The 25,422-nt window shown below is 35.4% G+C and carries 23 protein-coding genes and 1 riboswitch; of the genes, 15 read left to right on the top strand and 8 right to left on the bottom strand.

Features of this window, described 5'->3' with window-relative positions:
- The 3 genes from MKY04_RS18630 (at nucleotide 1) to MKY04_RS18620 (ending at nucleotide 5,600) form a co-directional block, all read left to right on the top strand.
- On the top strand, nucleotides 1-1,230 hold the full coding sequence (locus tag MKY04_RS18630) for an aminopeptidase (RefSeq protein ID WP_346234923.1): 1,230 nt from the start codon (nucleotides 1-3) through the stop codon (nucleotides 1,228-1,230).
- 126 nt (nucleotides 1,231-1,356) lie between these two features.
- Nucleotides 1,357-2,529 carry an exonuclease SbcCD subunit D gene (locus tag MKY04_RS18625; RefSeq protein WP_346234922.1) on the top strand — a complete coding sequence of 391 codons (1,173 nt, stop codon included), beginning with the start codon at nucleotides 1,357-1,359 and terminating at the stop codon, nucleotides 2,527-2,529.
- Nucleotides 2,526-5,600 (top strand): SMC family ATPase, encoded by a 3,075-nt coding sequence (locus MKY04_RS18620; RefSeq protein ID WP_346234921.1) that lies wholly within the window; start codon nucleotides 2,526-2,528, stop codon nucleotides 5,598-5,600. Before MKY04_RS18625 ends, MKY04_RS18620 begins: the two co-directional genes overlap by 4 nt.
- A gap of 176 nt (nucleotides 5,601-5,776) precedes the next feature.
- Here MKY04_RS18620 and MKY04_RS18615 read toward each other — a convergent pair whose 3' ends face one another.
- Nucleotides 5,777-6,097: a DUF4870 domain-containing protein gene (locus MKY04_RS18615; protein WP_126293967.1), complete on the bottom strand. Its 321-nt coding sequence runs from the start codon at nucleotides 6,095-6,097 to the stop codon at nucleotides 5,777-5,779.
- A gap of 143 nt (nucleotides 6,098-6,240) precedes the next feature.
- Nucleotides 6,241-6,348: riboswitch (TPP riboswitch) on the top strand.
- A 139-nt stretch (nucleotides 6,349-6,487) separates the two neighbouring features.
- Here MKY04_RS18615 and thiT point away from each other — a divergent pair.
- Together thiT and map are read left to right on the top strand one after the other, a co-directional pair.
- Entirely contained in the window at nucleotides 6,488-7,045 is a 558-nt protein-coding gene (thiT, locus tag MKY04_RS18610) for an energy-coupled thiamine transporter ThiT (RefSeq protein WP_346234920.1), read from the top strand.
- A 201-nt stretch (nucleotides 7,046-7,246) separates the two neighbouring features.
- Nucleotides 7,247-7,996 (top strand): type I methionyl aminopeptidase, encoded by a 750-nt coding sequence (map, locus tag MKY04_RS18605; RefSeq protein ID WP_126293969.1) that lies wholly within the window; start codon nucleotides 7,247-7,249, stop codon nucleotides 7,994-7,996.
- An 88-nt stretch (nucleotides 7,997-8,084) separates the two neighbouring features.
- Here the strand turns inward: map and MKY04_RS18600 are convergent, their stop codons facing one another.
- Entirely contained in the window at nucleotides 8,085-8,816 is a 732-nt protein-coding gene (locus tag MKY04_RS18600) for a hypothetical protein (protein ID WP_346234919.1), read from the bottom strand.
- A 112-nt stretch (nucleotides 8,817-8,928) separates the two neighbouring features.
- Between MKY04_RS18600 and MKY04_RS18595 the strand changes: the two genes are divergently transcribed.
- On the top strand, nucleotides 8,929-9,750 hold the full coding sequence (locus MKY04_RS18595; RefSeq protein ID WP_126293970.1) for a polyphosphate kinase 2 family protein: 822 nt from the start codon (nucleotides 8,929-8,931) through the stop codon (nucleotides 9,748-9,750).
- A 68-nt stretch (nucleotides 9,751-9,818) separates the two neighbouring features.
- On the top strand, nucleotides 9,819-10,418 hold the full coding sequence (locus MKY04_RS18590; protein WP_185807683.1) for a GNAT family N-acetyltransferase: 600 nt from the start codon (nucleotides 9,819-9,821) through the stop codon (nucleotides 10,416-10,418).
- A 34-nt stretch (nucleotides 10,419-10,452) separates the two neighbouring features.
- Here MKY04_RS18590 and MKY04_RS18585 read toward each other — a convergent pair whose 3' ends face one another.
- Both MKY04_RS18585 and MKY04_RS18580 read right to left on the bottom strand, forming a co-directional pair.
- Entirely contained in the window at nucleotides 10,453-11,055 is a 603-nt protein-coding gene (locus tag MKY04_RS18585) for a beta-class carbonic anhydrase (RefSeq protein WP_126294006.1), read from the bottom strand.
- Between the two features lie 96 nt (nucleotides 11,056-11,151).
- On the bottom strand, nucleotides 11,152-11,292 hold the full coding sequence (locus MKY04_RS18580; protein ID WP_346234918.1) for a hypothetical protein: 141 nt from the start codon (nucleotides 11,290-11,292) through the stop codon (nucleotides 11,152-11,154).
- Between the two features lie 448 nt (nucleotides 11,293-11,740).
- Between MKY04_RS18580 and motA the strand changes: the two genes are divergently transcribed.
- The 4 genes from motA to MKY04_RS18560 all read left to right on the top strand — a co-directional run bounded on the left by motA (nucleotide 11,741) and on the right by MKY04_RS18560 (nucleotide 15,479).
- The gene (motA, locus tag MKY04_RS18575; RefSeq protein WP_126293972.1) at nucleotides 11,741-12,544 is read left to right on the top strand and encodes a flagellar motor stator protein MotA; all 804 of its coding nucleotides are present in this window, start codon (nucleotides 11,741-11,743) and stop codon (nucleotides 12,542-12,544) included.
- Nucleotides 12,528-13,295, top strand: coding sequence for a flagellar motor protein MotB (gene motB, locus MKY04_RS18570; RefSeq protein WP_126293973.1), 768 nt, complete (start codon nucleotides 12,528-12,530; stop codon nucleotides 13,293-13,295). The genes motA and motB overlap by 17 nt, the downstream gene beginning before the upstream one ends.
- A 181-nt stretch (nucleotides 13,296-13,476) precedes the next feature.
- A complete protein-coding gene (locus MKY04_RS18565) occupies nucleotides 13,477-14,565 on the top strand; it encodes a PfkB family carbohydrate kinase (protein WP_126293974.1) in 1,089 nt (362 codons plus the stop codon).
- A complete protein-coding gene (locus MKY04_RS18560) occupies nucleotides 14,565-15,479 on the top strand; it encodes a pseudouridine-5'-phosphate glycosidase (RefSeq protein WP_126293975.1) in 915 nt (304 codons plus the stop codon). Before MKY04_RS18565 ends, MKY04_RS18560 begins: the two co-directional genes overlap by 1 nt.
- Nucleotides 15,480-15,686: 207 nt before the next feature.
- Here the strand turns inward: MKY04_RS18560 and MKY04_RS18555 are convergent, their stop codons facing one another.
- A complete protein-coding gene (locus tag MKY04_RS18555) occupies nucleotides 15,687-15,908 on the bottom strand; it encodes a DUF1128 domain-containing protein (protein ID WP_126293976.1) in 222 nt (73 codons plus the stop codon).
- 175 nt (nucleotides 15,909-16,083) lie between these two features.
- Here MKY04_RS18555 and MKY04_RS18550 point away from each other — a divergent pair, with 175 nt between their 5' ends.
- A complete protein-coding gene (locus MKY04_RS18550) occupies nucleotides 16,084-16,413 on the top strand; it encodes a YtxH domain-containing protein (protein WP_126293977.1) in 330 nt (109 codons plus the stop codon).
- Between the two features lie 248 nt (nucleotides 16,414-16,661).
- Complete coding sequence (locus MKY04_RS18545; protein WP_126293978.1) at nucleotides 16,662-17,603, top strand: YihY/virulence factor BrkB family protein; 942 nt, start codon at nucleotides 16,662-16,664, stop codon at nucleotides 17,601-17,603.
- A gap of 38 nt (nucleotides 17,604-17,641) precedes the next feature.
- Here MKY04_RS18545 and MKY04_RS18540 read toward each other — a convergent pair whose 3' ends face one another.
- Nucleotides 17,642-19,546, bottom strand: coding sequence for a heavy metal translocating P-type ATPase (locus tag MKY04_RS18540; RefSeq protein WP_126293979.1), 1,905 nt, complete (start codon nucleotides 19,544-19,546; stop codon nucleotides 17,642-17,644).
- A 485-nt stretch (nucleotides 19,547-20,031) separates the two neighbouring features.
- Here MKY04_RS18540 and MKY04_RS18535 point away from each other — a divergent pair, with 485 nt between their 5' ends.
- Nucleotides 20,032-21,390: an IS1182 family transposase gene (locus tag MKY04_RS18535; protein WP_346235867.1), complete on the top strand. Its 1,359-nt coding sequence runs from the start codon at nucleotides 20,032-20,034 to the stop codon at nucleotides 21,388-21,390.
- A 487-nt stretch (nucleotides 21,391-21,877) separates the two neighbouring features.
- Here the strand turns inward: MKY04_RS18535 and MKY04_RS18530 are convergent, their stop codons facing one another.
- Nucleotides 21,878-23,428, bottom strand: a complete 1,551-nt coding sequence (locus tag MKY04_RS18530) for a fumarate hydratase (protein ID WP_346234917.1) — start codon at nucleotides 23,426-23,428, stop codon at nucleotides 21,878-21,880.
- Between the two features lie 134 nt (nucleotides 23,429-23,562).
- Nucleotides 23,563-23,760, bottom strand: a complete 198-nt coding sequence (locus MKY04_RS18525; RefSeq protein ID WP_126293981.1) for an SE1561 family protein — start codon at nucleotides 23,758-23,760, stop codon at nucleotides 23,563-23,565.
- Nucleotides 23,761-24,186: 426 nt separating this feature from the next.
- On the opposite strand from MKY04_RS18525, the gene MKY04_RS18520 reads away from it, so the two are divergent.
- On the top strand, nucleotides 24,187-25,365 hold the full coding sequence (locus MKY04_RS18520) for an MFS transporter (RefSeq protein WP_126293982.1): 1,179 nt from the start codon (nucleotides 24,187-24,189) through the stop codon (nucleotides 25,363-25,365).
- Nucleotides 25,366-25,422 lie beyond the last annotated feature (57 nt).

The raw sequence follows: 25,422 nt of genomic DNA, 5'->3' as shown, positions 1-25,422 counted from the left end.
ATGACGTTTGATGAAAAGTTGGAACAATATGCTGAACTGGCAGTAAAAGTTGGCGTTAACATTCAAAAAGGTCAATACTTACTAATTAATACATCAACAGAGACCCTTGATTTTACAAGAATTGTTGTGAAAAAAGCTTATGAAGCAGGTGCAGGCAGAGTTCAAGTGAATTTAACAGACCCTGTTTTTACTCGTGAGTTCTATGAACATGGTGCAGAAGAAGAATTTAATAAATATCCAAAATGGATTGTCGCTCAACGCGATGAGTTAATAGAACGAAAGGGCGCTCTTTTATGGATTGATGCAGAGGATCCTGACCTTTTAGCAGGAATCGCAACTTCCCGTATTTCAGCACAGCAAAAAGCTGCGGGAAATGCTTTAGTTCGTTACCGTAAAGCAATTATGAATGATGATATCGCTTGGTCGATTATTGCAGTACCATCGAAAAAATGGGCTGCAAAAGTGTTTCCAGATTTATCGGAAAGCGAACAGATGACTGCATTATGGGAGGCAATTTTTAAAACAGTGCGCATTGGTGAAGGTGATGCTGTAGAAAAATGGCGTCATCATATTAATAATTTAGAAAAACGTGCAGAGCAACTAAACAACAAAAAATTTACAAAATTACATTACAGGGCTCCTGGTACAGACTTAACGATAGAACTTCCTGAAAAACATGTTTGGCTTTCAGGCGGCAGCAACACTCCTGAGGGAACGACATTTATTGCCAACATGCCAACTGAGGAGGTATTTACACTACCTTCTAAGTATGGGATAAACGGTGTTGTAAGCAATACGAAACCGTTAGCATATCAAGGGAATATTATCGATAAATTTTCGCTGACGTTTGAAAAAGGGAAAATTGTGAAGGCAGAGGCTGAAGTCGGGAATGATTTATTGCAAGAATTAATTGCAACGGATGAAGGATCTTGCTATTTAGGGGAAGTTGCTCTTGTCCCTCATGAGTCGCCAATTTCAACTTCAGGTATCTTATATTACAATACTCTCTTTGATGAAAATGCTTCAAACCATTTAGCAATTGGTGAAGCATATCCTACTTGCTATGAAGGTGGACGCGAACTACAGGACGGTCAACTAGAGTCACTTGGAATAAATGTTTCTGTTACTCATGTTGATTTTATGATTGGCAGCGGGGAAATGGATATTGACGGCGTCCTGCCTGACGGTACTGAAGAGCCGATTTTCCGAAAAGGGAATTGGGCATTTTAAGTAAAGTAATAAAAAATTTCCAGTAAAATAAGCTTACTTTTCACGAATGTTTGTTCGTGTGAAGTGGGCTTTTTTTATTGAAAAATGATACAATAGAAAAAAATCGAAACATGGAGGTCGATGTAAATGAAAATATTCCATACCGCAGATTGGCATTTAGGTAAGCTTGTACAAGGGGTTTATATGACAGATGACCAACGCTATATTTTACAGCAATTTTTACAAGCAATTGATGAAGAACAGCCGGATGTCGTGATAATTGCTGGGGATTTATATGACCGTGCACTTCCTCCTGTCGAAGCAGTTGATTTATTGGACGAGACGTTAGCAGAAATTGTTTTAAAAAGAAAAGTACCTGTACTAAGTATTGCGGGAAACCATGATAGCCCGACACGTCTACAGTTTGGCAGCAAGTTGATGCAGGAAAGCGGACTGCATATTATTGGTGAGCTTTCAAAAAGCATCGAACCAATTATTTTGAACGATGAGTTTGGAGAAGTCCATTTTCATTTAGTACCATTTGTAGAACCATCCACTGTTAAAAATATATTTGAGGATGACGCAGTTACTACATATGATGAAGCGATGAAAAAAGTTATTCAAATAATTGAAGAGAAAATGGACAAATCCAAGAGACATGTTTTTATTGGACATGCCTTTGTCACACCGTATGGAGAAAAAGAGCACAATACGAGTGATTCAGAACGTCCTTTAGCAATAGGGGGCTCGGAGTGTGTAAACGCCGAGTACTTTAAGCCATTCCACTATACGGCACTAGGGCATTTACATAAGGCACACTATGTTCTAAATGAAACAATTCGATATTCAGGTTCTCCTTTAAAATATTCTGCCTCTGAAGCAAACCACGAAAAAGGTTTTTTAATTGTTGATTTAAATAAGGATGGACAAGTATCGGTTGCAAAACGCCCCTTCATTCCACTTAGAGATTTGCGCATTATTGAAGGAACAATTCAAGATATTTTAAAACATGGAATTAGTGAGGATTACGTATTTGTTCGTTTAACAGATTTAACGCCTGTTGTTGGAGCGATGGAACAAATTCGTACGGTTTATCCAAATGCAATGCATGTTGAACGAAAAGCATTGCCGAGATTAGAAGACGCTGAAAATGGAGAAATCGTTCGAAGGGAACAGATGGATGAGGGCAGTCTATTTAAAGCGTTCCATAAAGAAATTTTGGGAACAGAACCAACTGATTATACACAGCAACTATTTGAAGAGGTTCTTCAGGAAATGCTGGCAGAAGAACGTGAAGGTAAAGAGGTGATCGTGAAATGAAGCCGCTTAAACTAACAATGCGAGCATTTGGTCCGTATAAAAACGAAGAAGTAATTGACTTTACGGAGCTTCAAAATAATCGTCTGTTTGTTATTTCAGGTTCAACTGGAGCAGGGAAGACGACGATTTTTGATGGCATCTGTTTTGCGTTATTCGGGTTTGGCAGTGGACAAGATCGTAAAGACACAAAAATGATGCGAAGCGATTTTGCAGAAGACCATGTCCATACTGCAGTGGAACTAATTTTTGAAATCCACGGAAAAGTCTATCGTGTGCTGCGTCAGCTTCCTCATGTTAAAGAAGGGCGTAAAAGTGCAACTGGTGAAAAATATGAGTTGTTTGAAATACGAGACGGTCAAGAGCTTCCAGTTGTTGAACGGCAAAGAATAACAGATATTAACCAAAAGCTTGAAGATATAATCGGCTTATCATACGACCAATTTAATCAGATTGTCATGCTGCCGCAGGGAGAGTTTCGTAAATTATTAACCTCTCAATCTGATAATAAAGAGGAAATTTTACGAAAAATTTTTAAAACAAATCGCTATGGAGAGCTAACGCAAAGGTTAGAAGAGAAAAAGAGACAGGCTGAACAAAAGTTAAATGAAGCTCGCTTGTTAAAAAATAGCTATATTGCACAAATTGAAGGGGCGTTGCCAAAGCGTGAATCCTTACTGTTTACGGTACTTAATCAAAACTCAAACATTTATCAAATTCAGGATGCGCTCGATGAAGAGGTCCAATACTATCAACAAAAAATAAAAGAAGATCAAAAAAGCTATGATGAAGCTGCAGGAAAATATAAAGAGAAATATGAGTTTATCGTAGCGAAGCGAAATTTAAATGAACGAATTGATGCATATGAAAAGAAAGTACAAAAACTGCATGAAATCGAGCAACAAAAACCTTATTTTGAACAAATAAACAATGAATATCAAGCAGCAATTCGTGCCAGTAGAATCAAGCCTTTGAATGAACAATGCTTAACATTACATGAACAAAAACAACAACAGCAACAACGATTACAAGTAGTCTTGCAACAATTAGAAAACGCAATACAACAATTAACAGTTGCAAAGGAAATATTTCAAAATGAACTTTTAAAGCAAAATGAACGCGATGCTTCCTTACAACAAGTACTCGAATTACAAAAATTACTCCCTCTTTTTGAGCAAGTTGAAAAACAAACGTTCATTGTTCAGGCTTTGCAAAATGAAGTAAATCAAGCACTTACTTCTTTTAAACAGATAGAACAGCAGCTTCAGCAGCAAAAAGAGAAGATGACAAAGTTAAATAAGCAAATTGAGCAACTTGAAATAAGAAACGAACAGCTAAATCATGCAATGGAACAGCAAATCCATTTACGTGAAGTAGTAAATACATTTACAACTTATAATGAACTTACGAAAAAAGTGAATCTACTAAAAGAGCAATATATTAATGCATCTCAAGAGTATGATGCAGCTAAAACAGCTTACGATTTAGAAGAAATAAAATGGTTAAATAATCAGGCGGCGATATTGGCTGCCAGCTTAGTGCCCGGTTCACCCTGTCCTGTTTGTGGAAGTACTGAACATATTACATTAGACCGCCAACATGTAGATGTTATCGACGAAAAAGCTTTGAAGGCAATGAAAACCAATCTATCAGCTGCTGAACAAAACAAGTATACGGCTGAGGCGAATGTTAATGCATCAATTGCACATCTAAATCAATATCAAAATGAACTGGAACGTCTTAATGCACCAATAGATGAGCAACAACAATTTATAGATAAATTTAACGAAATCAATGAATATGTAAAGCAATTACAGGTTGAATCAGAACAGCTTGCTCAATATAAAAAACAGTTAAAGCAACTACAAGCTATGATTGAGCAGCAGGATCTACAAAGAAAACAAGTTGAAGATATATATAGACAAAAACAGCAACAGCTTATAAAAGAAAATACTGTATTAGATCAATATAAATCACTTATTCCTTCACATTTCCAACAGCTTTCTCAAGTAAAGCAAGCACTAGTGGAAGCAGAGCAGAATAAAAATAACTTGCAGCAAAGATGGGAAAGTGCTCAGAAACAATTACAACAAGCTGAAAAAAATCAAGCTACAAATGAAGAGGCATTAAAACATACCGAGCAGCAATTAAAGCTACTAGAAGAAAACCTAGAAAAAGCAAAAGAAGAATTTAAACAATCCATGGCTGCTGCTGGTTTTGCGAATTATAAACAATTCGAAGCTTCTATTCGTAGCGAAAGTGAACAACAGCTTTTACAACAGCAATATGTCCAATACACAAATGAGCTTCATGCCTTAAAGATACAGGTGGAAGAAGAGGGCAAGCTGTTAAAAGGAGAAGAAAGGGTTGACTTGAAATTACAAGAGCAACAACTCGCAGAATTAGAAGCTGTAAGAGAAAAAGCTCATGAAACATTAAATTTCTCGAAAGAATGTGAACGAAATTGCATCGACTTCTCTGAGAAGCTTGATCGAATTGTCGACGAAATATATCAATTAGAGGAAGTTTCAAATCAAATTGTAGATTTATACAATTTGCTGCGTGGTCAAAATAGCAAGAAAATCTCCTTTGAGCGATATGTTCAAATGGGCTATTTAGAGCAAATAACAGAGGCTGCTAATATTCGACTGCGAAATTTATCCAATGGACAGTATTATTTGCAATGTTCAGATCGGCAGGAATCCCATGGACGTCAAAGTGGCTTAAGCTTGGATGTTTATGATACGTATACAGGGCAGTCACGGGATGTAAAGTCTCTATCTGGAGGAGAAAAATTCAATGCATCCCTTTGTCTAGCCCTAGGAATGGCGGATGTCATTCAAAGCTTCCAAGGGAATGTGAAAATTGATACGATGTTTATTGATGAAGGATTTGGTTCCCTTGATGAAGAATCGCTAATGAAGGCAATTGATACATTAATAGATCTTCAAAAGTCGGGTAGAATGATTGGGGTCATTTCCCATGTTTCGGAGTTGAAAGCGGCAATGCCAGCTATTTTACAAGTAGAAAAATTAAAAGAAGGCTATAGTAAAACTTCAATTATTGTGAAATAAAAAATTATTCTAAGAGAATATAAAAATTCGTTAGGACTATTTCTTTCAGTGTGGTTTTATATGGAACTAATAGTTTAATCGGACGAAAAAAGTGCCAGCACTACTCATGCTGGCGCTTTTTTACTCCAAACCACTTTTATTCATAGCTATCATTCTGTTTTTTATTATTTTAGATATTAGCGGATAACACGAATTGCCTGAATAATATTCCAAATAATACATGCAATTGAAATAATCATATAGACAGCCATTAATCCAAATATGATATATGCAAAACTGTTCATATCATAATAATATGATGAAAACATCCCGATAACACCGAAGAGTGATATTAAAATCAAGAATACCACAGGGATTAAATGAGATAAAAATGCCCGTTTCGCATGGAATTTCACTTCCGAGTCTTTAACGACAAAATAGACAATTAGAGGTAATAAAAAAGGTGCGAACAACAAACTAATGTAACATAGGGCAGATAGTACTTTATTCTGTTCCATAGAATCTCCTTTTCTAAATCCAAGATACTTTATATACGGAAAAACATTCATAATGGTTTCAATTGGAAAAATAATAAAAATCCTAGTTGAAAAAGTCACATACTTTGATACAATAAATTTGTTCTAACAGTTAAATATGATGTATTACCCACAAGGGGGGCTGATGAAGTCAGCTGAGATTGTGCACGTATTGCACTAACCCTTTGAACCTGTAAGTTAACACTTGCGTAGGGATGTGGATAGAAACCGACTCCATCTGGCGTCAGGCTCTGTCCTGGCGCCATTTTTGTATTTTTGTGTATGCAAATCTACAACTGGAGTAAATATTTTTCTAGATTTCTATTCCTTCTCATGTTGTTCTACATCGGAATAAAAGAGAGGAGAGTTGTTATGAACAAATCAAGATTACTAATGCTTGTTGAAATTGCAATTTTTGCTGCAATTGGGGTTGTGTTGGATAAAATATCGTTTTCCATTTGGGCTCAAGGCGGTTCTATTAGCTTTGTCATGCTGCCGATTTTATTAATGGCTATTCGCTGGGGATTATCAGCGGGAGTTATTACTGGATTATTAATTGGAATAATTCAAATTGCGTTAGGCGGTTATGTTCTTCATTGGGTACAAGGATTCCTAGACTATATTGTTGCATTTTCAGTTGTTGGTTTTGCAGGGATATTCCGTACACAAATTTTAGAAGCAGCAAAAAATTTAGATAAAAAGAAAATAAGCCTCTATATCGTGCTTGGTACGACTATGGGCGGATTGCTTCGATATGCTGCACACTCAATTGCTGGGGCAGTTTTCTTTAAAGAATATGCGGGAGATCAAAATGTGTGGTTGTATACAATCATTTACAACGGATCTTATATGATACCTGCAATTATTCTAACATCAATAGTGGGTTCTCTAATCTTTACATCAGCCCCAAAACTTTTAAGAACTAATTAAAATATGACGTCCTAATTATACGTTGCTCATACCAATTTTATGGTATTAGTTCAACAATAATTTTAGGACGTCTTTTTAAGTTTAAAAAAGAATAAATCTGTTTTATTCTCCATAAATAAATTAATAGAAGCAGATGCCCAAATATCTAATCTCAAATATGGTATATTATATAGTGAAATGTAAATAGGAAGGACGTTTACAATGATTGTACAAACAAAAGAAGAATTAGAGGCATTAAAAAAAATTGGACGCATTTGTGCCGAAATACGTGATGCATTGAAGGCAGCTACGAAGCCCGGCATCACTACTAAAGAGTTAGACGAAATCGCTGGCCGCATGTTTGCAGAAGCTGGTGCAGTTTCAGGCCCTAAAGGTGAATATGATTTTCCTGGATATACATGTATAAGTGTCAATCATGAAGTAGCGCATGGTATACCAAGCGGCAAAGTAATTAACGAAGGAGATTTAGTCAATATCGACGTATCCGGTTCGTATAATGGCTATTTTGCAGATACAGGTATTTCATTTGTTGTCGGTGATGGACACCCTGAAAAAGAAAAATTATGTATGGTTGCAAAGTCAGCTTTCGATCGTGCAATGACAAAAGTAAAAGCAGGCTCAAAACTAAATCAAATTGGTAAAGCAGTCGAAAGAGAAGCAAGAGACCACGGTTTAACTGTTATTATGAACCTAACTGGTCATGGTGTAGGACGCTCTTTACATGAAAAACCAGATCACGTTTTAAATTATTTTGATGCTTGGGATTCAACGATTATGAAAGAAGGAATGGTGTTAGCAGTAGAACCATTTATTTCAGAAAAGGCAGAGCATATTATTGAAGCTGGTGATGGATGGACATTTATTACACCTGATAAATCACTAGTTGCTCAAATAGAACATACTGTTATTGTTACAAAAGATAAACCAATTATTATTACACAGCTAGACTAAAAAACGGAAGCGTCATAATTTGCTCATCTGCAAGAGCGATATTTTACATGTCACTTCACTTCAGAAAGAAATCCTGTACTCTTGAATATTACTTCAAGTGCACAGGATTTTTTTTCATAAAAAGTATACCGACAATCATGACACCACTTAGAAAAAGCGCTGCGGTAGTAACTAATAACTCTCCAAATCCATTTCCAATGGCAATGCCAATATAACACCAAATAAAGACAATTGGATAGGCAATGTCAAAATGATGGAAACGCAGATGCAATGCAATGGCAGTACCGATTGTCATGATAATGACGGCCCATAACGCACTGCTTAAACCAAATCCCCGCCAACTGTAGTCTACTAATAAGTAGCATATATGCAGGATAAATAAAAATGTAGTCCAACTAAAATAAATAGCAATTGGAAGTCTTAATTTCAGCATCTCTTTTTTTAATGGATATGTTAAATATAACGCAAACACCGATATAAGCTGTAGCGTTAACAATATCAATGACACAATTAATAGGCCATTATGCCAATTTAAAAGAGAAGTGATTTGGAAAATAATTGTGCACAAAAATAAAATTGTTTGCACTGGTGTAATAAACTGATCTGATTGGCGTAAAGGCAGATAGTTTTTAATCCATAGGAAAAGAAATATAAAGACAAGAAACCATATGTAATAAACATAATTTGCAGGTGCAAATAGAATAGGTAAACGGTTTATGATGTCAATGGTTGAAGCCCCTTGTAGTTGCAGCCAAAACGCATTAATAGTAAAAATAGTGGCTACAATGAGTGCAATAAAAATTATGCTTATTTGACGCATACATTCCTCTCCTTTCTATAAAATTATATACATTTACATAACATTGAACAACAGATACCAAAAACATACAAATTTTTGTAAAATAAAAATAAACATAAAAGGGGTGAATTCGATGAAGAAAATAAGTGAGTTAAATTTTGATGTAAAACTTGAGAAGAAAGAGTATAAGAAACAATTAAAACAACTACAGTACAAAATGTTAAACATTCAACAGTTTTTATACAATAACAAAATCGGCTTAATTATAGCATTTGAAGGGATGGATGCAGCAGGAAAGGGCGGAGCAATTAAAAGACTCACCCAAAGACTTGATCCACGAGGTTATTTAGTGCATCCAATTTCAGCGCCACAGCCGCATGAGCTTAGATATCATTATTTGCATCGTTTTTGGAGAAAATTACCTCAGCACGGTCAGATTGGAATATTCGATCGTTCATGGTACGGCCGAGTATTAGTAGAGCGACTTGAGGGATTTGCATCAGAACAAGAGTGGAACCGAGCATATAATGAAATTAACTCATTTGAAAAAATATTAACAGAAGAACAATATATTATGCTAAAATTTTGGATTCATGTTGACAAAGATGAACAATTAAATCGCTTTAAAGCAAGACAAACTGATCCTTATAAAAGCTGGAAATTAACTGATGAAGACTGGAGAAATAGAAGCAAATTCGATGATTATGTGATAGCTGCAGATGAAATGTTTGAGAAGACGGATAGTAAAAATGCACCGTGGATATTAATTCCCGGAAATAATAAAAACTATGCACGCATAAAAGTATTAAAAGAAACAATTAAACATGTTGAAACAGAATTAAAGCGACGTGGACTAAATATCACATATCATCATATTGAGGAAAAAGATGATCATGCTAAAAGTTTAGCAAGTGACCAATTGGGAAATATGCAAGATGATATAGACAATAAATAAAATTAAATGACAAAATAACTGTTGTCCTTATACGTAAATTCTCGGGGAAAGGCATTAGGGTATACACGATGGTGAGAAAATTTTTTAATTTATTACATAAAAAGGGTGATAGTGTGATAAGGCTTGAAGGAAACCGATTGTGTTTGCGCACCTTTGTGGAGTCCGATGCAAAAAGTTTAGCAGAACTAATGCGAAACAATAAATACTTTTGGGCAACCCATGAACCTTTGCATGAAGAAGAATTTTACACGGAGGAAGCACAATTTAAAAAAATTTTAGAAAGCATACATTTACTTCGTGCAAACCGAGAGTATTCTTTCGGCATCTATCCAAAGGGAAGCAATAAATTAATCGGGCATATTTCTTTATACGCTATTAAAAGGCTCCCATATAATAGTGCATTTATAGGGTACTCAGTCGATGAAAAATTCACTCGAAAAGGGATAGCTACAGAGGCTGTTAATCTAGTTGTCCAATTTGCCTTTAGCACAGTAAAACTGAATCGTATAGAAGCGTATGTGTCACCCAAAAATAACGGCTCAATTAAGGTATTAGAAAATGCAAATTTCATTCGTGAAGGGCTTTTAAGAGAGCTTCTCTATATAAATGGCGTATGGGAAGATCATTACATTTATTCGCTGCTAAGAGATGAATATCGACATAAATAACAGGTCTCGCAAGGCGAGACCTGTTTTGATTTTGTTATTCGGTTGAAGTAGATGTTGTAATGCCATTATCACTTAGGTACTTGTTTCCATCAGATAGTAAATCTAACTTACCTGTACTTGGGTCCATGATGAGTCCGTGAACTGGTGTAGCTTTTGGCATTAATGGGTGATTACGAATAATATCGACACTCTTTAATACACTTGTCGAAACATCACCGAAGCCACGAAGCCATTCAACTAAATCAATTCCCGAGTATTTTACCGTGTTTACAATATCGCTATTTATACCACGTTCAATCATATGTTCAATCATAACTTCTGGGTCGATTGCACTCATGCCGCAATCATGGTGGCCAATGATATACACTTCATCTGCCTTCAGCTCGTATACAGCGACTAATATACTTCGCATAATTGCTCCAAATGGATGGCTGACTTGAGCTCCTGCACTTTTTACAATTTTCACATCACCATTGCGCATGTTCATTGCTTTTGGCAGAAGCTCAACTAAACGTGTATCCATACAAGTTAAAATAACTATTTTTTTATCAGGAAATTTTGATGTTATGTAAGGCTCGTATTGTTTAAATTTTACAAAAGAATCATTAAAGCTCAAAATTTCATTTAAAGAAGACACCATATTTCTTCACATCCCCCAATCATTTAACCTAACACTATTATATACAAAAAAGTCGACAATACTCGCCGTTAGAGTTTGTCGACTAGTTATTTATTAAAATTTCTCATTTGGTTTAGGATCAACTCTTACAGATGATGAAGAATCTAAACCAATACGTAAATAGTGGATGAACATTGCCATACTAATCATAATAACTGCAAATAAACCAGCAACAGTAGAAATATATAAGCCCATTGTTAGACTCCTTTCTATTTAACAGATGTCATTGAATACTATTATACTATATATCTTTATTTTTTGTAGCCTATTAAAGAAAATAATATTGGCAAATTTAAGAATTGTTGTTATGAAGTTACCCCTTTCATTTAATAAAAAGCTGAAATATCAATTTTTGAACACTATGACTATAAATCTAGATAATATGACCTAGATAATGGATTTATATTTCTAAAATAATACTATTTAATCAAAACAATTACCTATTTCCGTATAATTCTCACCCTCAAAATATAAAAATAGGAAATTTTTGATTCAATGTAATCAAAATGTCGAATTTATAAAGAAAAAACGAATATTGCGTCGAAAAAATAGATAAGTCCTATTATACTTAGTGATAAGAAAGTAAAAATATTTGAAAGAATGTCGAAAAATATTATAGGTTGAATATTTTGGAGGTACGTATATGGATTTATCAACGATAATAGGGATTGTACTTGGATTTATTGCTGTATTTGTTGGGATGGTGTTAAAAGGAGCTAGTTTAGCTTCATTAGTAAATCCCGCTGCATTTTTAATTATTATTTTAGGTACAATAGCTTCAGTAACAATCGCCTTTCCTATGAAAGAGTTAAAGAGAGTGCCAAAGTTATTTAAAATTCTCTTTACTGAAAAGAAGCTTGCAAGTGATATAGAAATTATTAAACTATTTTCACAATGGGCTGATTTAGCTCGCCGTGAAGGATTGTTAGCACTGGAAAGCAAAGCAGCAGAGGTTGAAGATCCATTTTTAAAAAATGGATTAACATTAGCGATTGACGGACAAAATGCAGACTATATCCGCGATGTTCTAACAGAAGAAGTAGAAGCTCTAGAAGAACGTCATGCAAGTGGTGCACAAATTTTTTCTCAAGCTGGTACATATGCCCCAACTCTTGGGGTACTTGGCGCTGTTGTAGGTTTAATAGCAGCATTAAAAGATATGAGTGATATTGATGCTTTAGGCCATGCAATTTCAGCTGCTTTTATTGCAACATTGCTTGGTATTTTTACTGGATATGTTTTATGGAATCCATTTGCCAATAAATTAAAAAGAAAGTCCGCAGAGGAAGTAAAACAAAAACATCTAATGATTGAAGGGATTTTATCCGTATTAGAAGGTGAAGCCCCACGTGTAATCGAACAAAAATTAGCTTCGTACTTAACAATGGAGGAGCGCCGACAAATATTAAACGAAAGCGGGGCGGGCGGTCTTGGCAAAGAAAGCTAAAAAGAAGAAGCATGATGAACATATTGATGAATCATGGCTTTTACCATATTCTGACCTATTAACCCTTTTATTAGCCCTATTTATTGTATTATTTGCTTCTAGCTCTATTGACCAAGCAAAAATGGAGCAAATGTCTCAAGTATTTACTGAAATTTTTGAAGGCTCATCAGGTTTTATGGATCATACTTCTGTTATACAGAATCCAACTGCCATAACAGATGGTGTTTCTGAACAACAAGCAGCCTATATTCAAGATCAAAAAGAATTAAAGGAAATTCAAGAACGCATTGATAACTTCATTGCAGTAAACGAGCTAGAAAGCACATTCGCTACAAAAATAACGGACGAAGGTCTTTTAATAACAATTCGAGATAGTATACTGTTTGACTCGGGTAAAGCAGATGTAAAACAGGATTATATATCAATTGCAGAAGAATTATCTAAACTTTTACAATTAGATCCTCCTAGATTTATAGTTGTAACGGGTCATACAGACAACGTACCTCAAAATAATGCGGAGTTTAGATCAAACTGGGAACTTTCTGTGATGCGTGCAGTAAACCTTATGAAACTAATTATGGATAGTAATCCGCAATTAGATCCTAAATATTTTAGCGCTAAGGGTTATGGTGAATATAATCCAATAGCATCAAATGATACAGAAGCCGGCAGAGCACAAAACCGCCGTGTGGAAGTTTTAATTCAACAACTAGTTGAACCGGAAAATTCCGCAGAAAATGAGGATGAATAGTTAAACCCAAGGGGCTAATCAGATAGTTTCTGACTAGCCCCTTTATTGTAGGCAGTATATGATTTACATTGTTTCCTAAGAGAGCGTTTCAAAGACTTTTTTAACGCTCTTTTTTATTTTGACTTTAACAAAACAAAAGTTTATAATTTTAAACAAATGTTTATATAAAGGTGGGTTGGACGTGAATGAAAAGGAACAACTTGTTCTCCAGTTAATAAAAAACAATCCTTTTTTATCACAGCAGGAAATGGCTGAACAGTTGAATATGTCAAGACCAGCTTTAGCAAATATCATCTCAGGACTTATTAAAAAAGGCGAAGTTGTTGGAAGAGCATATGTGCTGCCTGAAAAAAATTCAATTGTTGCAATTGGTGGAGCAAATGTGGATCGAAAATTCCATCTTGAAGGAAGTGTTCAGTATGGTACCTCAAATCCAGCATCAGTAACTGAAAGTGTTGGAGGTGTAGCTAGAAATATTGCTGAAAATCTAGGTCGTCTAGGTAATGAAGTAAAACTTATGACAATACTTGGACAAGATCAGGATGCGGTAACTATTGAACAACAAAGTAAAGCATTTTTTAATTTAGATTTAGTTGAGAAAACATCCAAAAATAAAACAGGATCATATAGCGCAGTTTTAGATGGCAGTGGGGAACTCATCCTAGCGATGGCAGACATGGCAATCTATGATCAGCTTCAACCAGCTGTAATAAAAAAACATGAAGCAGTTTTAATGAATGCAAAGTGCATTATAGTGGATTTAAATTGTCCTAAAGAAACTGTACTCTATTTGAAAAATATAGCCTATCTAAAAAAAATGCCTTTTATTATTGTCCCAGTATCAGCTCCAAAAATGAAAAATATGCCGCCTGATTTAGTAGGAGTAACGTATTTTATTTGCAATCGTGATGAAGCAGAAATTTACTTAAATATTCGTATTCAAAATAACGATGATTATTTTATTGCAGTAAAGAAATTGCTTGAAAGAGGAGCAAGTAACGTCATTTTAACACTTGGCGAGCATGGTGTTATTGTTGGAAATCATAATGACATCATTCATTTTAAAGCAGCTAAAGTAAACAAAGTTGTAGATGTAACAGGTGCTGGAGATGCTTTTGTAGGTGCTTTTATACATGGGATAATAAGTGGAGAACACTTACATGACTCAGTGGAATTTGGACTTTATAATGCTGCAAAAACATTGCAGTCAGATACAACTGTTAGGCAAGATTTATCACCACAAGAATTAATACATTGGAGGAATTCATAATGGAAAAATATTTATCATTTTCTCAAGAAGTAATCGAGGCAAAGGAAAAAGGGCTGGCAATCGTAGCTCTTGAATCAACAATTATTTCACATGGTATGCCCTACCCTCAAAATGTTCAAACTGCACGAGAAGTTGAACAAATTATTCGAGACAAAGGTGCTGTACCTGCAACAATTGCACTTATAGACGGGAAAATTAAAATTGGTTTAACTGATGAAGAGTTGGAGATGTTCGGGAATGCAAGAGATGTTGCAAAAGCTTCTCGCAGGGATTTAGCATTTTTACTATCGACAAAAAAACTTGGAGCTACAACTGTGGCAGCTACTATGATTGCTGCTGAACTAGCAGGAATTGAGCTATTTGTTACAGGTGGTATTGGTGGTGTACACCGCGGTGCAGAACATACAATGGATATTTCGGCAGATTTAGAAGAACTTGCACAAACAAATGTTGCGGTTGTATGTGCTGGTGCAAAATCAATTCTGGATTTAGGACTAACTTTAGAATACTTAGAAACAAAGGGCGTTCCTGTTGTTGGATTTGGAACTGATAAATTGCCTGCGTTCTATACAAGAGAAAGTAAGTTTAATGTAAACTTCCAAATAAATACTGCCCGGGAAGTTGCAGACATGATGAGAGCGAAATGGGAGTTAGGCTTGCAAGGTGGAGCAGTTATTGCCAATCCAATACCAGAAGAAGATGCATTAGATGCAAACTTTATTAACGGAATTATTGAACAAGCGTTAAAAGAGGCAGACGAGAAAGGTATACAAGGTAAAGAAGTTACGCCTTTCTTACTTGGAAAAGTAAAAGAATTAACAGAAGGAAAATCGTTGGAGGCAAATATTGCACTTGTAAAAAACAATGCCAAAATTGGCGCAGAAATCGCTATTGCCCTAAACAAAAATAAATAGTTTAAAAATTAAAGTTTCCACTGATATTTTTATCAATGGAAACTTCTTTTTTGAAAGTCTATAGTAAGAACAATCGAGTCGGATGATCTAAAGCTCCTTTATGTGTCAAAGGGGGAAACAGCCAAGTTTCAAACAAAATAAACCCTGTTGCCTAGAATTGAGTTGACACCCCGTTCACATATGTCTAAAGAGTGCAGATTGCCTTTATTATTTACGTAGTGCACCTAGTTCAGAAACAATTGCTTGCATTTCACTAGGGCTGAATGTATTGCGTTTCATCACCATTTCGTAAAGATATAAAATATCTTCATAATTTTCATCATTAAAATGCTCAGATTTCATAGCATCGACATTAACCATTCGAAGTTTTTCTTTTATTTGTTCAATCATAAAGATGACATTTTCTCTTGATGGATTTGATAAATTCATTTTTTATCGCCCTACCTTTCAATTATACGGATTTATCATTTCATTACATACGCTTCGTGTCAACCTAATTTGGGACGTTCCCTTTAAAAAACGTAAAAATTTATATATCATGGTAATGATAAGAAATCTAATATAACTATTTTAATGTTTTAAAAAGTTTTAGGAGGAAAACATGATGAGTGAGAGTAAATTATTCAAATCAATTGTAATAGGTGCACTAACAGGAGCGATAATTAGTATGTTTGACCGCAAAACGAGAGAACATACAATTGAGATGTCGAAAAAAGTAAAAGATACTGTCATTTATTATGCGAAGAATAAAGATGAGTTACAACATATAATTGAAGAAAAATTGGATGAAGTACAGGAGTTGTACGATAATGCTTCAGATAATATAAATACGATTGTTCACAAAATAGAAGAGGTAAAAGAGCTGCCAAATACAATTCAAAATATTGTTAGTGATACAAAAAACGCGTTTACAAATAATGTGATAGAAAAATAATGATCTTTTTCTGAACAATAAAGTACAAAATAATTTGAAGAATGTCTGGCACAAGGCCCCCAGCCCTTAAGAGCGTGATTTGACCTCGGTTGAAAATTTGTGTTTCTGTCTTCTAATTTGGGCTCGCAACGGCGTAAATCATGCAAATTTCACTTTTGATGCAAATAAATTGACGGTTTGATATGGTAAGCAGCGTTCGCCGATGCCAGCAGGGTGCTTGCACTTTTCAATAAAGGGGGGAGCTAATTTTGAGTAAAAACAATAAGGAATCTCAAAATGAAATTTTATCTTTTATAAAAACTTTTATTGCACCTGATAAATCCAATATTGATGTAACGACAGTAAAGGGATTTTTTCAAGATTTAATCGTTCGTATGAGAGATGTTGATATATCTGGAATGGGTGCTCAATTAGCTTACTTCTTTTTATTATCATTTTTTCCTTTATTAATATTCATTGTAACGCTATTGCCTTACTTAGATTTAAATGAAGATTATGTTTTCGACTTTATTCAGACGATTGTACCAACTGAAGTATTTTTACTAACACAAGGAACATTGACTGAAATTTTAACGACTCATAATGGCGGAGGATTATTATCAATCGGTATTATCGGAACAATTTGGTCAGCTTCGAGAGGTGTAAATGCACTAATTAAAACTTTAAATGATGCATATGAGGCAGAGGCAAGGCTAAGTATAATCAACCGTGCGTGGTCATTAGTTTTTACAATTTCACTTGTACTTGTAATTTTAATGGTATTACTAATTCCTATATTCGGGCATCAAATCGCGCTATCGCTGTTTAACTATTTAGGAGTAGAAGAAACATTTGCTGAATTTTGGAGATTTGTTCAATGGATACTGCCGCCGATACTAATTTTTATTATATTGGTTTTAATGTACTGGATTATTCCAAATACAGATCCTAGATTACATTTCACAAGTGTTTTACCAGGTGCTATTTTTTCAACTGTTTCTTGGCTGGTGTTAATTTATGCATTTTCATACTATGTAAATAATTTTGGCAATTTTGCTTCAACGTATGGAAGTATTGCTAGTGTTATTTTATTAATGCTATGGCTATATATGACTGGTATGATATTAATTTTTGGTGGATTATTAAATGCCTCAATGCAGAAAAGAAAATTAGCCAAAATTGAGAAACGGAAAAAATTAGCGTCAACATAAAAAATGACCCAAAATCAATATTTTGGGTCATTTTAATTTTATATTTTTGAATTTAACATGCGAAGGCCGTTTAATATTACTAAAATTGTACTTCCTTCATGACCAATAACGCCAAATGGTAAGTCAACTAATTGTAAAAAGTTTGAACAGACTAAAAGGGCGATTACTGCAATAGAGAAAATAATATTCTGCTTTACGATACGCTGCATTTTTCGGGATAATCGAACAGCATAGGCAATTTTTGATAAATCATTTTTCATTAAGACTACATCTGCCGTTTCTAATGCAACATCAGTACCTCCACCCATTGCGATGCCGACTGTTGCAGTTGCAAGCGCAGGGGCATCATTGATACCGTCGCCTACCATTCCAGCATATTTATATTTTGCTAAATAGTCTTTTATATAATTTACTTTCGTTTCAGGTAGACACTCTGAAATGTATTCATTTACATCAGCTTCCTTAGCTATTGCTTTTGCCGTTTTTTCATTATCCCCAGTCAGCATTGAAACGTGAATTCCTAACTCTTTTAATAATTTAATAGCCTGTTTTGCTTCTTCACGCACAGTATCTTTCATCGCAACAAGTGCTGCAATTCCTAGGTCGTCACGCATAAAAATAACTGTCTTTCCTTCTTCAGCAAGTTTTTCAGCAGCTCCACTAGCAAAGCTTTGAGCCTCTTTCCGACCTACAAAATCGGGCTTTCCAACAATATAGCTATGTCCGTCAAACTTTGCTTTTAAACCCCACCCAGGAACATCTTCAATATCAATCCCCTGTATAGTGTTGATATTATGATCCTTTGAATATTTCAAAATAGCTTGTGCGAGTGGGTGGTTTGATTGTGATTCAATGGACGCTAAAGTTGCAATTGTATTTGTTTTATCTAAATCTTCACGTACGATAATATCTGTTACTACAGGAGTCCCAACAGTTAAAGTGCCTGTTTTATCAACTGCAAGCAATTTAAGAACACTTAAATGCTCTAGATGTAAACCACCTTTAAAGAGAACACCATTTTTTGCTCCATTTGAAATGGCAGCTAAGGTTGCAGGCATAATTGATGCAACAAGTGCACAAGGCGATGCAACAACTAGAAGAACCATTGCTCGATAAAATGTTGTTGTCCAATCCCAGCCTAGTACATAGTGAGGCAGGAACAGCATTAAAGCAACAGCTAAAAGAACAAATTTAACATATATACCCTCAAATTTTTCGATAAATTGTTGAGATGGTGACTTTTCGCTCTGAGCTGATTGAACAAGCGTAATAATTTTTTGGAACAATGTTTCTGAATTTGGTTTTGTCATATTAATAGTTAAAGTTCCATTTAAGTTCACTGTTCCAGCATAGACATCATCACCAGCTTGTTTTGTTACAGGCATGGATTCACCACTTATGGCAGATTCGTCTATAGTAGATGTTCCTTTTAGAATCTGTCCATCGGCGGGAATGCGTTCGCCGGGTTTTATTAACAAATGATCCCCAACAATTAAGGAAGAAACAGCAACTTTTATTGGCTCAAAGGCACCTCGAACTAACCAAGCTTCTTCAGGTTGTAGATTCATTAATGCTGTAATTTCACGCTTGTTTTTATTCATTGCATACGTTTCAAGGGCACCGCTTAGTGCAAAGATAAAGATCAATACTGCCCCTTCAGTCCAGTAGCCAATGATTGCAGAACCAATTGCAGCTAATACCATTAATAATTCAACATTTAATGTTTTATTTTGAATGGTTTCAAGAATGCCTTCTTTTGCTTTTGCGTAGCCACCGATAATAAATGCACTTAAGTATGAAATAATTGCCGCTGTATTTAGGCCACTAGATTCCAATCTCCATGCAAGCAATATAAGCAATCCTGATAACAGAGCGGCAATCAGTTCGCCATGTTCCTTAATTTTCTCAATTAGAACATCGTTTTCTCGATTAGAAGTATCCATCATATCCTCCTCCTGATAATGAATATCAATATCAAATTATTTAAATATCAACAATGATAACAGTTTTCATTTAAACTATAATTCTTATTAATTTATAATTATTATAATATAGAACGAGTATAATGTAAAACTAATTAAATTCCTTTTAGAAGAAATGTGAAGAAAGTTTACTTCTTAGATTGAGTTGAAGAGGGGGACAGGGAAATAAAAAAAGCTCGTAAGAATGGGATTCTTACGAGCTTACAGACTGTAGACAAACTCGAAAATTCGAGTTTGCCTACAGTCTTTTTTCTTTTAAAATAAAATTAATAACCCTTTTTGAATAAGTTAGTTGATTTCCGTTTCGGCGGACGCTTTCCGCGGGCGTGGGCCAATCCTCCTCGTCGCTACGCTCCTGCGGGGTATCGGCCGTCACGCTTTTCCCGCAGGAGTCGCCGCCTACACTACAATCAACTACTTCTAAATATACGTTGAGGTGAATGGAAATGATGTCGAAAAATCAAATAAATGAACGCGATCAAATTGAGATGATTACGATTGAAGAACTTGTACCAAAAGACCATCTTGTTAGAAAGCTTGAATCAGCCATTGATTATTCTTTCATCTATCCACTAGTAGAACCGCTGTATTCTAAATTAGGTCGCCCGAGTGTTGACCCAGTCGTATTAATCAAAATGACATTTGTTCAATATGTATTTGGAATCCGTTCAATGCGTCAAACAATAAAAGAAATCGAAACGAATATGGCGTATCGATGGTTTTTAGGATTTGGCTTCCATTCAGAAGTACCACACTTTTCAACCTTCGGTAAAAACTATGAACGTCGTTTTCAAGACACAGATATCTTTGAACAGATTTTCTATCGAATACTTAAAGAAATTGCTGATAAAGGATTACTAAGTGCTGACCATGTTTTCATCGATTCAACGCATGTTAAAGCGAGTGCGAATAAACGTAAATTCGAGAAGAAGATGGTACGTAAAGAGACTCGGGCATATGAAGCTAAACTTCAAGAAGAATTGAATCAAGATCGGATTGACCATGGGAAGAAACCATTCCCACCAGATAAATTTGAAAAAGAAGAGATAAAGGAAATTAAAGAAAGTACGACAGACCCTGAAAGTGGCTACTATGTAAAAGATGAACGAACTAAGCAGTTTGCTTACTCATTTCATGCGGCAGCTGACCGCTATGGATTTATACTCGGATCAATTGTGACACCTGGTAATGTTCATGATAGTCATATGCTTCAACCACTTGTTGAAAAGGTAATGGAAAAAGTGAAAAAGCCACTTGCTGTTGCTGCCGATGCTGCTTATAAAACACCTGCGATTACTAAATTCTTATTTGAACATGATATTCAACCAGCACTTCCTTATACACGACCAAAAACAAAGGATGGATTTTTACGCAAACATGAATATGTCTATGATGAGTATTATGATTGCTATCTTTGCCCGGAAGGGCAAGTCCTTAAATATACGACAACGACTAAAGATGGGAAACGCCAATATAAATCAAACCCTACTCAGTGTGTAAACTGTCCTTTACTTACTCAATGTACAAGTAGTAAGGATCACAGAAAAATCATTGAACGTCATATTTGGGCACATCATGTAGAGGAAGCGGATCATCTTCGTCATCAAAGTGATATCAAACAAATATATGCTAGACGTAAAGAAACGATTGAACGTGTCTTTGCAGATGCAAAAGAAAAGCATGGTATGCGATGGACAACCCTACGTGGAATTAAAAAATTGTCTATGCAGGCGATGCTTACTTTTGCTGCCATGAATTTAAAAAAGCTTGCTAATTGGACGTGGCAAGCTTCAGAAATGGCCTAAAATATAATACTCGAAGAGTGTTTTTACCCCAAATAAGTCGGTTAAATACCCAATAATCTATTAAAATTACAAAAGACCTTCAGAATAAGCCCATTCTGAAGGTCTTTTGTCAACAACCTGAAAGCTCGTAAGAATGGGATTCTTACGAGCTTAAAATGTTAACTTGGTAAGTTGTGTTTTCTGCTGTCGGCTTCGCCTTTCGCGCAGCGGAGATAAAATAAAAACTTCTGAGTATAATGTTTCAAAGTATAAAATTTTCTCTTTTTATTTAGAAAACTCTCTCCGCGTTAGCGCTGTCGGCTCCGCCTTTCGCGCAGCAGAGTTAAAATAAAAGCTTATAATAAAGAATACTTATGAAAAAGAATACCTTTCTTTATTAGAATACTCTCTCTGCGGTTATCGCTGTCGGCTTCGCCTTTCGCGCAGCGGAGATAAAATAAAAACTTCTGAGTATAGTGTTTCAAAGTATAAAATTTTCTCTTTTTATTTAGAATACTCTCTCCGCATACTGCGAAAGTTTTTCTAGTGATGATTTTTCAACGTCTGCGTGTAATGAGTTGCCGTGTGAGTCCATTGTTACTACCGCTGTGAAGTCTTCAACAGTTAGGTGCCACATTGCTTCAGGAATACCGAATTCTTGTAAGTCAACACCGTCAACAGATTTAATACAGTCAGCGTAGTATTGAGCAGCTCCACCAATTGCATTTAAGTAAACACCGCCGTGTTCTTTAAGTGCAGCTAAAGTTTTTGGTCCCATACCACCTTTACCAATTACAGCGCGGATGCCGAATTTTTTCATGATGTCGCCTTGGTATGGCTCCTCACGAATTGACGTTGTAGGACCAGCAGCTTTAACTGTCCAGTTGCCGTTTTCGTCTTTTGCCATTACAGGTCCGCAGTGATAAATAATTTGACCGTTTAGATCAACTGGTGCATCGTGGCTCATTAGATGGTGGTGGATTGCGTCGCGTCCAGTATACATACGGCCGCTAATTTTAACAACGTCCCCAACTTTAAGTTCACGAATTTGCTCTTCAGTAATAGGTGCTTTTAATTCTACTACTTTACTTTCAGATTTTGTTTCAGTTTTTGGCTCGTCACGGAAAGAGATTTTTTCGCCTTCTTGGTAATGCCATTTAATGATTTCGCCTGTATTTGCGTCGATATCAATTGCCATACGACGGTAAGCCCAGCAGTTATACGCTACTGATACATAGAATGATGCCGGTATACGGTGCATTACACCAATTTTACAGCCTAGTAATGTTGCTTCACCACCAAAGCCCATTGTTCCAACACCAAATGTATTTGCTTTTTCTACGATGTATTCTTCTAATTTTGCTAAATCAGGATTTGGATTAACATCATCAACATGTCGGAATAGTTGTTCCTTCGCAAGATCATATCCAGAAGAACGATCTCCTCCGATACCTACACCGATGAATCCAGCTGAACAGCCTTGTCCTTGTGCTTGCCATACTGAATGTAGAATACATTTACGGATTCCGTCTAAGTCACGACCAGCACGGCCAAGACCTTCTAATTCACAAGGTAAGCTGTATTGAATGTTTTTGTTTTCACAGCCGCCGCCTTTTAGAATTAGCTTTACTTCTATGTAGTCTTTTTCCCATTGTTCGAATTTAACTACAGGTACACCTTCACCTAAATTATCCCCACTGTTTTTACCCGTTAATGAGTCAACAGAGTTTGGACGTAATTTTGCATCTTTTGTAGCTTGAACTACAGCATTGCGAATCATTTTTTTTATTTCGATTTGGTTTACGCCAACAGGAGTTTTTACTTTAAAAGTAGGTAAGCCTGTATCCTGGCAGATTGGTGATACGTTATCCTCCGCCATTACGATGTTATTAGTAATTGTGTCTAAACTCATTGCAGCACGAGTGCCTGCATTTTCTGCTTCTTTTGCCTTTTTAATTGCACGGCGAACGTCTGCAGGTAAATTTGTTGACGTTTCAGTTACTAAATCATAAAGGCTTTTTTCTAAAGTTTGTAAATAGGATGTTGCCACTTGTGACATTATATATTCCCCCCAGAATATTTGAAATTTACACTCCAAGCATTATTATACCTTTTTAATTTCATGAAAAAAAGTGTGATAGCTTAATAGTCTTGCTAGAAAAAGAAACCAAGCATTGTTGCTTGGCCTATTTGTTACTCGTTTGTCAATTCATTGCGGTTATGGAATTGGTCCATTTTCTCCTCAACATCATCGATAATTTTGATAAGTCGATCGATATCTTCAATATCAGCAGTTTCAGGATCGATAGCATCTAAAACCTCGACGAAAATTTGAAGACGTTCTTTTAAATAATTGACTTGTTTATTTTTATCAGTTATTGGGTTCGACATAAATCCACCTCTTTCGTCATGACCATCATAGCGAATTTATAGCCTATGTTCAATTGTTATGTTGAAATAAAGCTTAGGATTTGAAATGGGTCCATTGAATCATTTGAGTTATTTTTTTATTCTGAATATTTACACAAATGATTTTATGTGATAAATTAATAATACTTATAAGTAAAGGAGATGGTCGGAAGATAAATGCTCACTCAATCTATGAAAAGGAGGGAGTTTAAACAATTTTTCGGCTATCGAATGGCCGAATTGGAGTTTATGCAACTGAAAATGGAGTTATCTGAAATGTAAAGACCCTAGCGAACATTCGATTTGATGTCGCTAGGGTTTTTTATTTGGAAAATTTTGAAGCTATTTTCCACTTGATATGTTAACATAGTATCGCAGATTTGGGATGATGTATGTTGGAGGGCAGGCATGTTAACAACAGAAAAATACGAACAACGAAGATTTTGGACTTTAATAGCCATTGTTTCAATTTCAGGATTTTCGCAAGGTATGCTATTACCGCTAATTTCCGTGATTTTTGAAAAAGACGGTGTTTCTTCTACACTAAATGGATTAAATGCTACTGGATTATACATAGGAACATTATTGATTTCACCATTCATTGAACAACCATTAAGAAAATTTGGGTATAAATCCGTTATTGTAGTTGGAGGAGCAATCGTTTTTATTTCACTATTATTATTTCCACTTTGGCAAAACGTTTTGTTTTGGTTTATTTTACGTTTACTTATAGGTATTGGGGATCATTGTCTTCATTTTGCCACTCAAACATGGCTAACTAGCTCTGCCCCTAAAGGGAGCTTAGGAAAAAGTATGTCCATATATGGTTTGTCTTTCGGTGTTGGTTTTGCAGTTGGACCGTTAATGGTAAACCTTGTAGAAATTTCTCAAGCACTTCCATTTATTTTATCTTCAATACTTTGCATAATTGCGTGGTCTTCAGTATTTTTTGTTCGAAATGAACATCCAGAAGTATTGAAAGGGGATAGTAATGAAACAAATAGTATTACTCGATATAAGTTATCGTTTAAGTATGCATGGGTTGCGTTTCTGCCGCCATTTGTATATGGCGTATTAGAAACATCATTGAATGCCTTGTTTCCAGTGTATGCCCTACGAAAAGAGTTTGATGTATCTATCGTGTCAGTTATTTTAGCCGCATTTTCAATAGGAGGAATTTTAACGCAAGTACCTATAGGAATTATTGGAGATAAGGTTGGAAGAAGAAAGGTTATATTAGTAACATTTTTTGCAGGGGCAGTTATTTTTAGCGTTGGTAGTTTACTAGAACAATTTCAGCCTGTAGTTGTGGCGGTATTTTTATTATCGGGTATGTTCCTAGGATCGCTTTTCTCAATGGGTATTACATATATGGCTGAACTTACACCTAAAGAGCTTTTGCCAACAGGAAATTTACTATGTGGGATTTTCTTCAGCTTAGGAAGCCTCACTGGACCGTTTATTGGGGGTTTGTATTTACAATTAGTTCAAACGATTAGTTTTTTACTATTTATCGCAGCTATATTAATAATTATGTATTGTATTGTCTTTTTCTTTGGAAAAAAATTAAAAACTATAACAGATTAAATAATAAGGCTCTACACGAGAAACCTCTCATGTAGAGCCTTTGTTTCTAAACTTGTA

Source organism: Lysinibacillus telephonicus (assembly GCF_039654155.1).
Classification (GTDB): domain Bacteria; phylum Bacillota; class Bacilli; order Bacillales_A; family Planococcaceae; genus Ureibacillus; species Ureibacillus telephonicus.
Note: the sequence above shows the minus strand (reverse complement) of the source record. Positions and strands in the feature narration are given on the sequence as shown.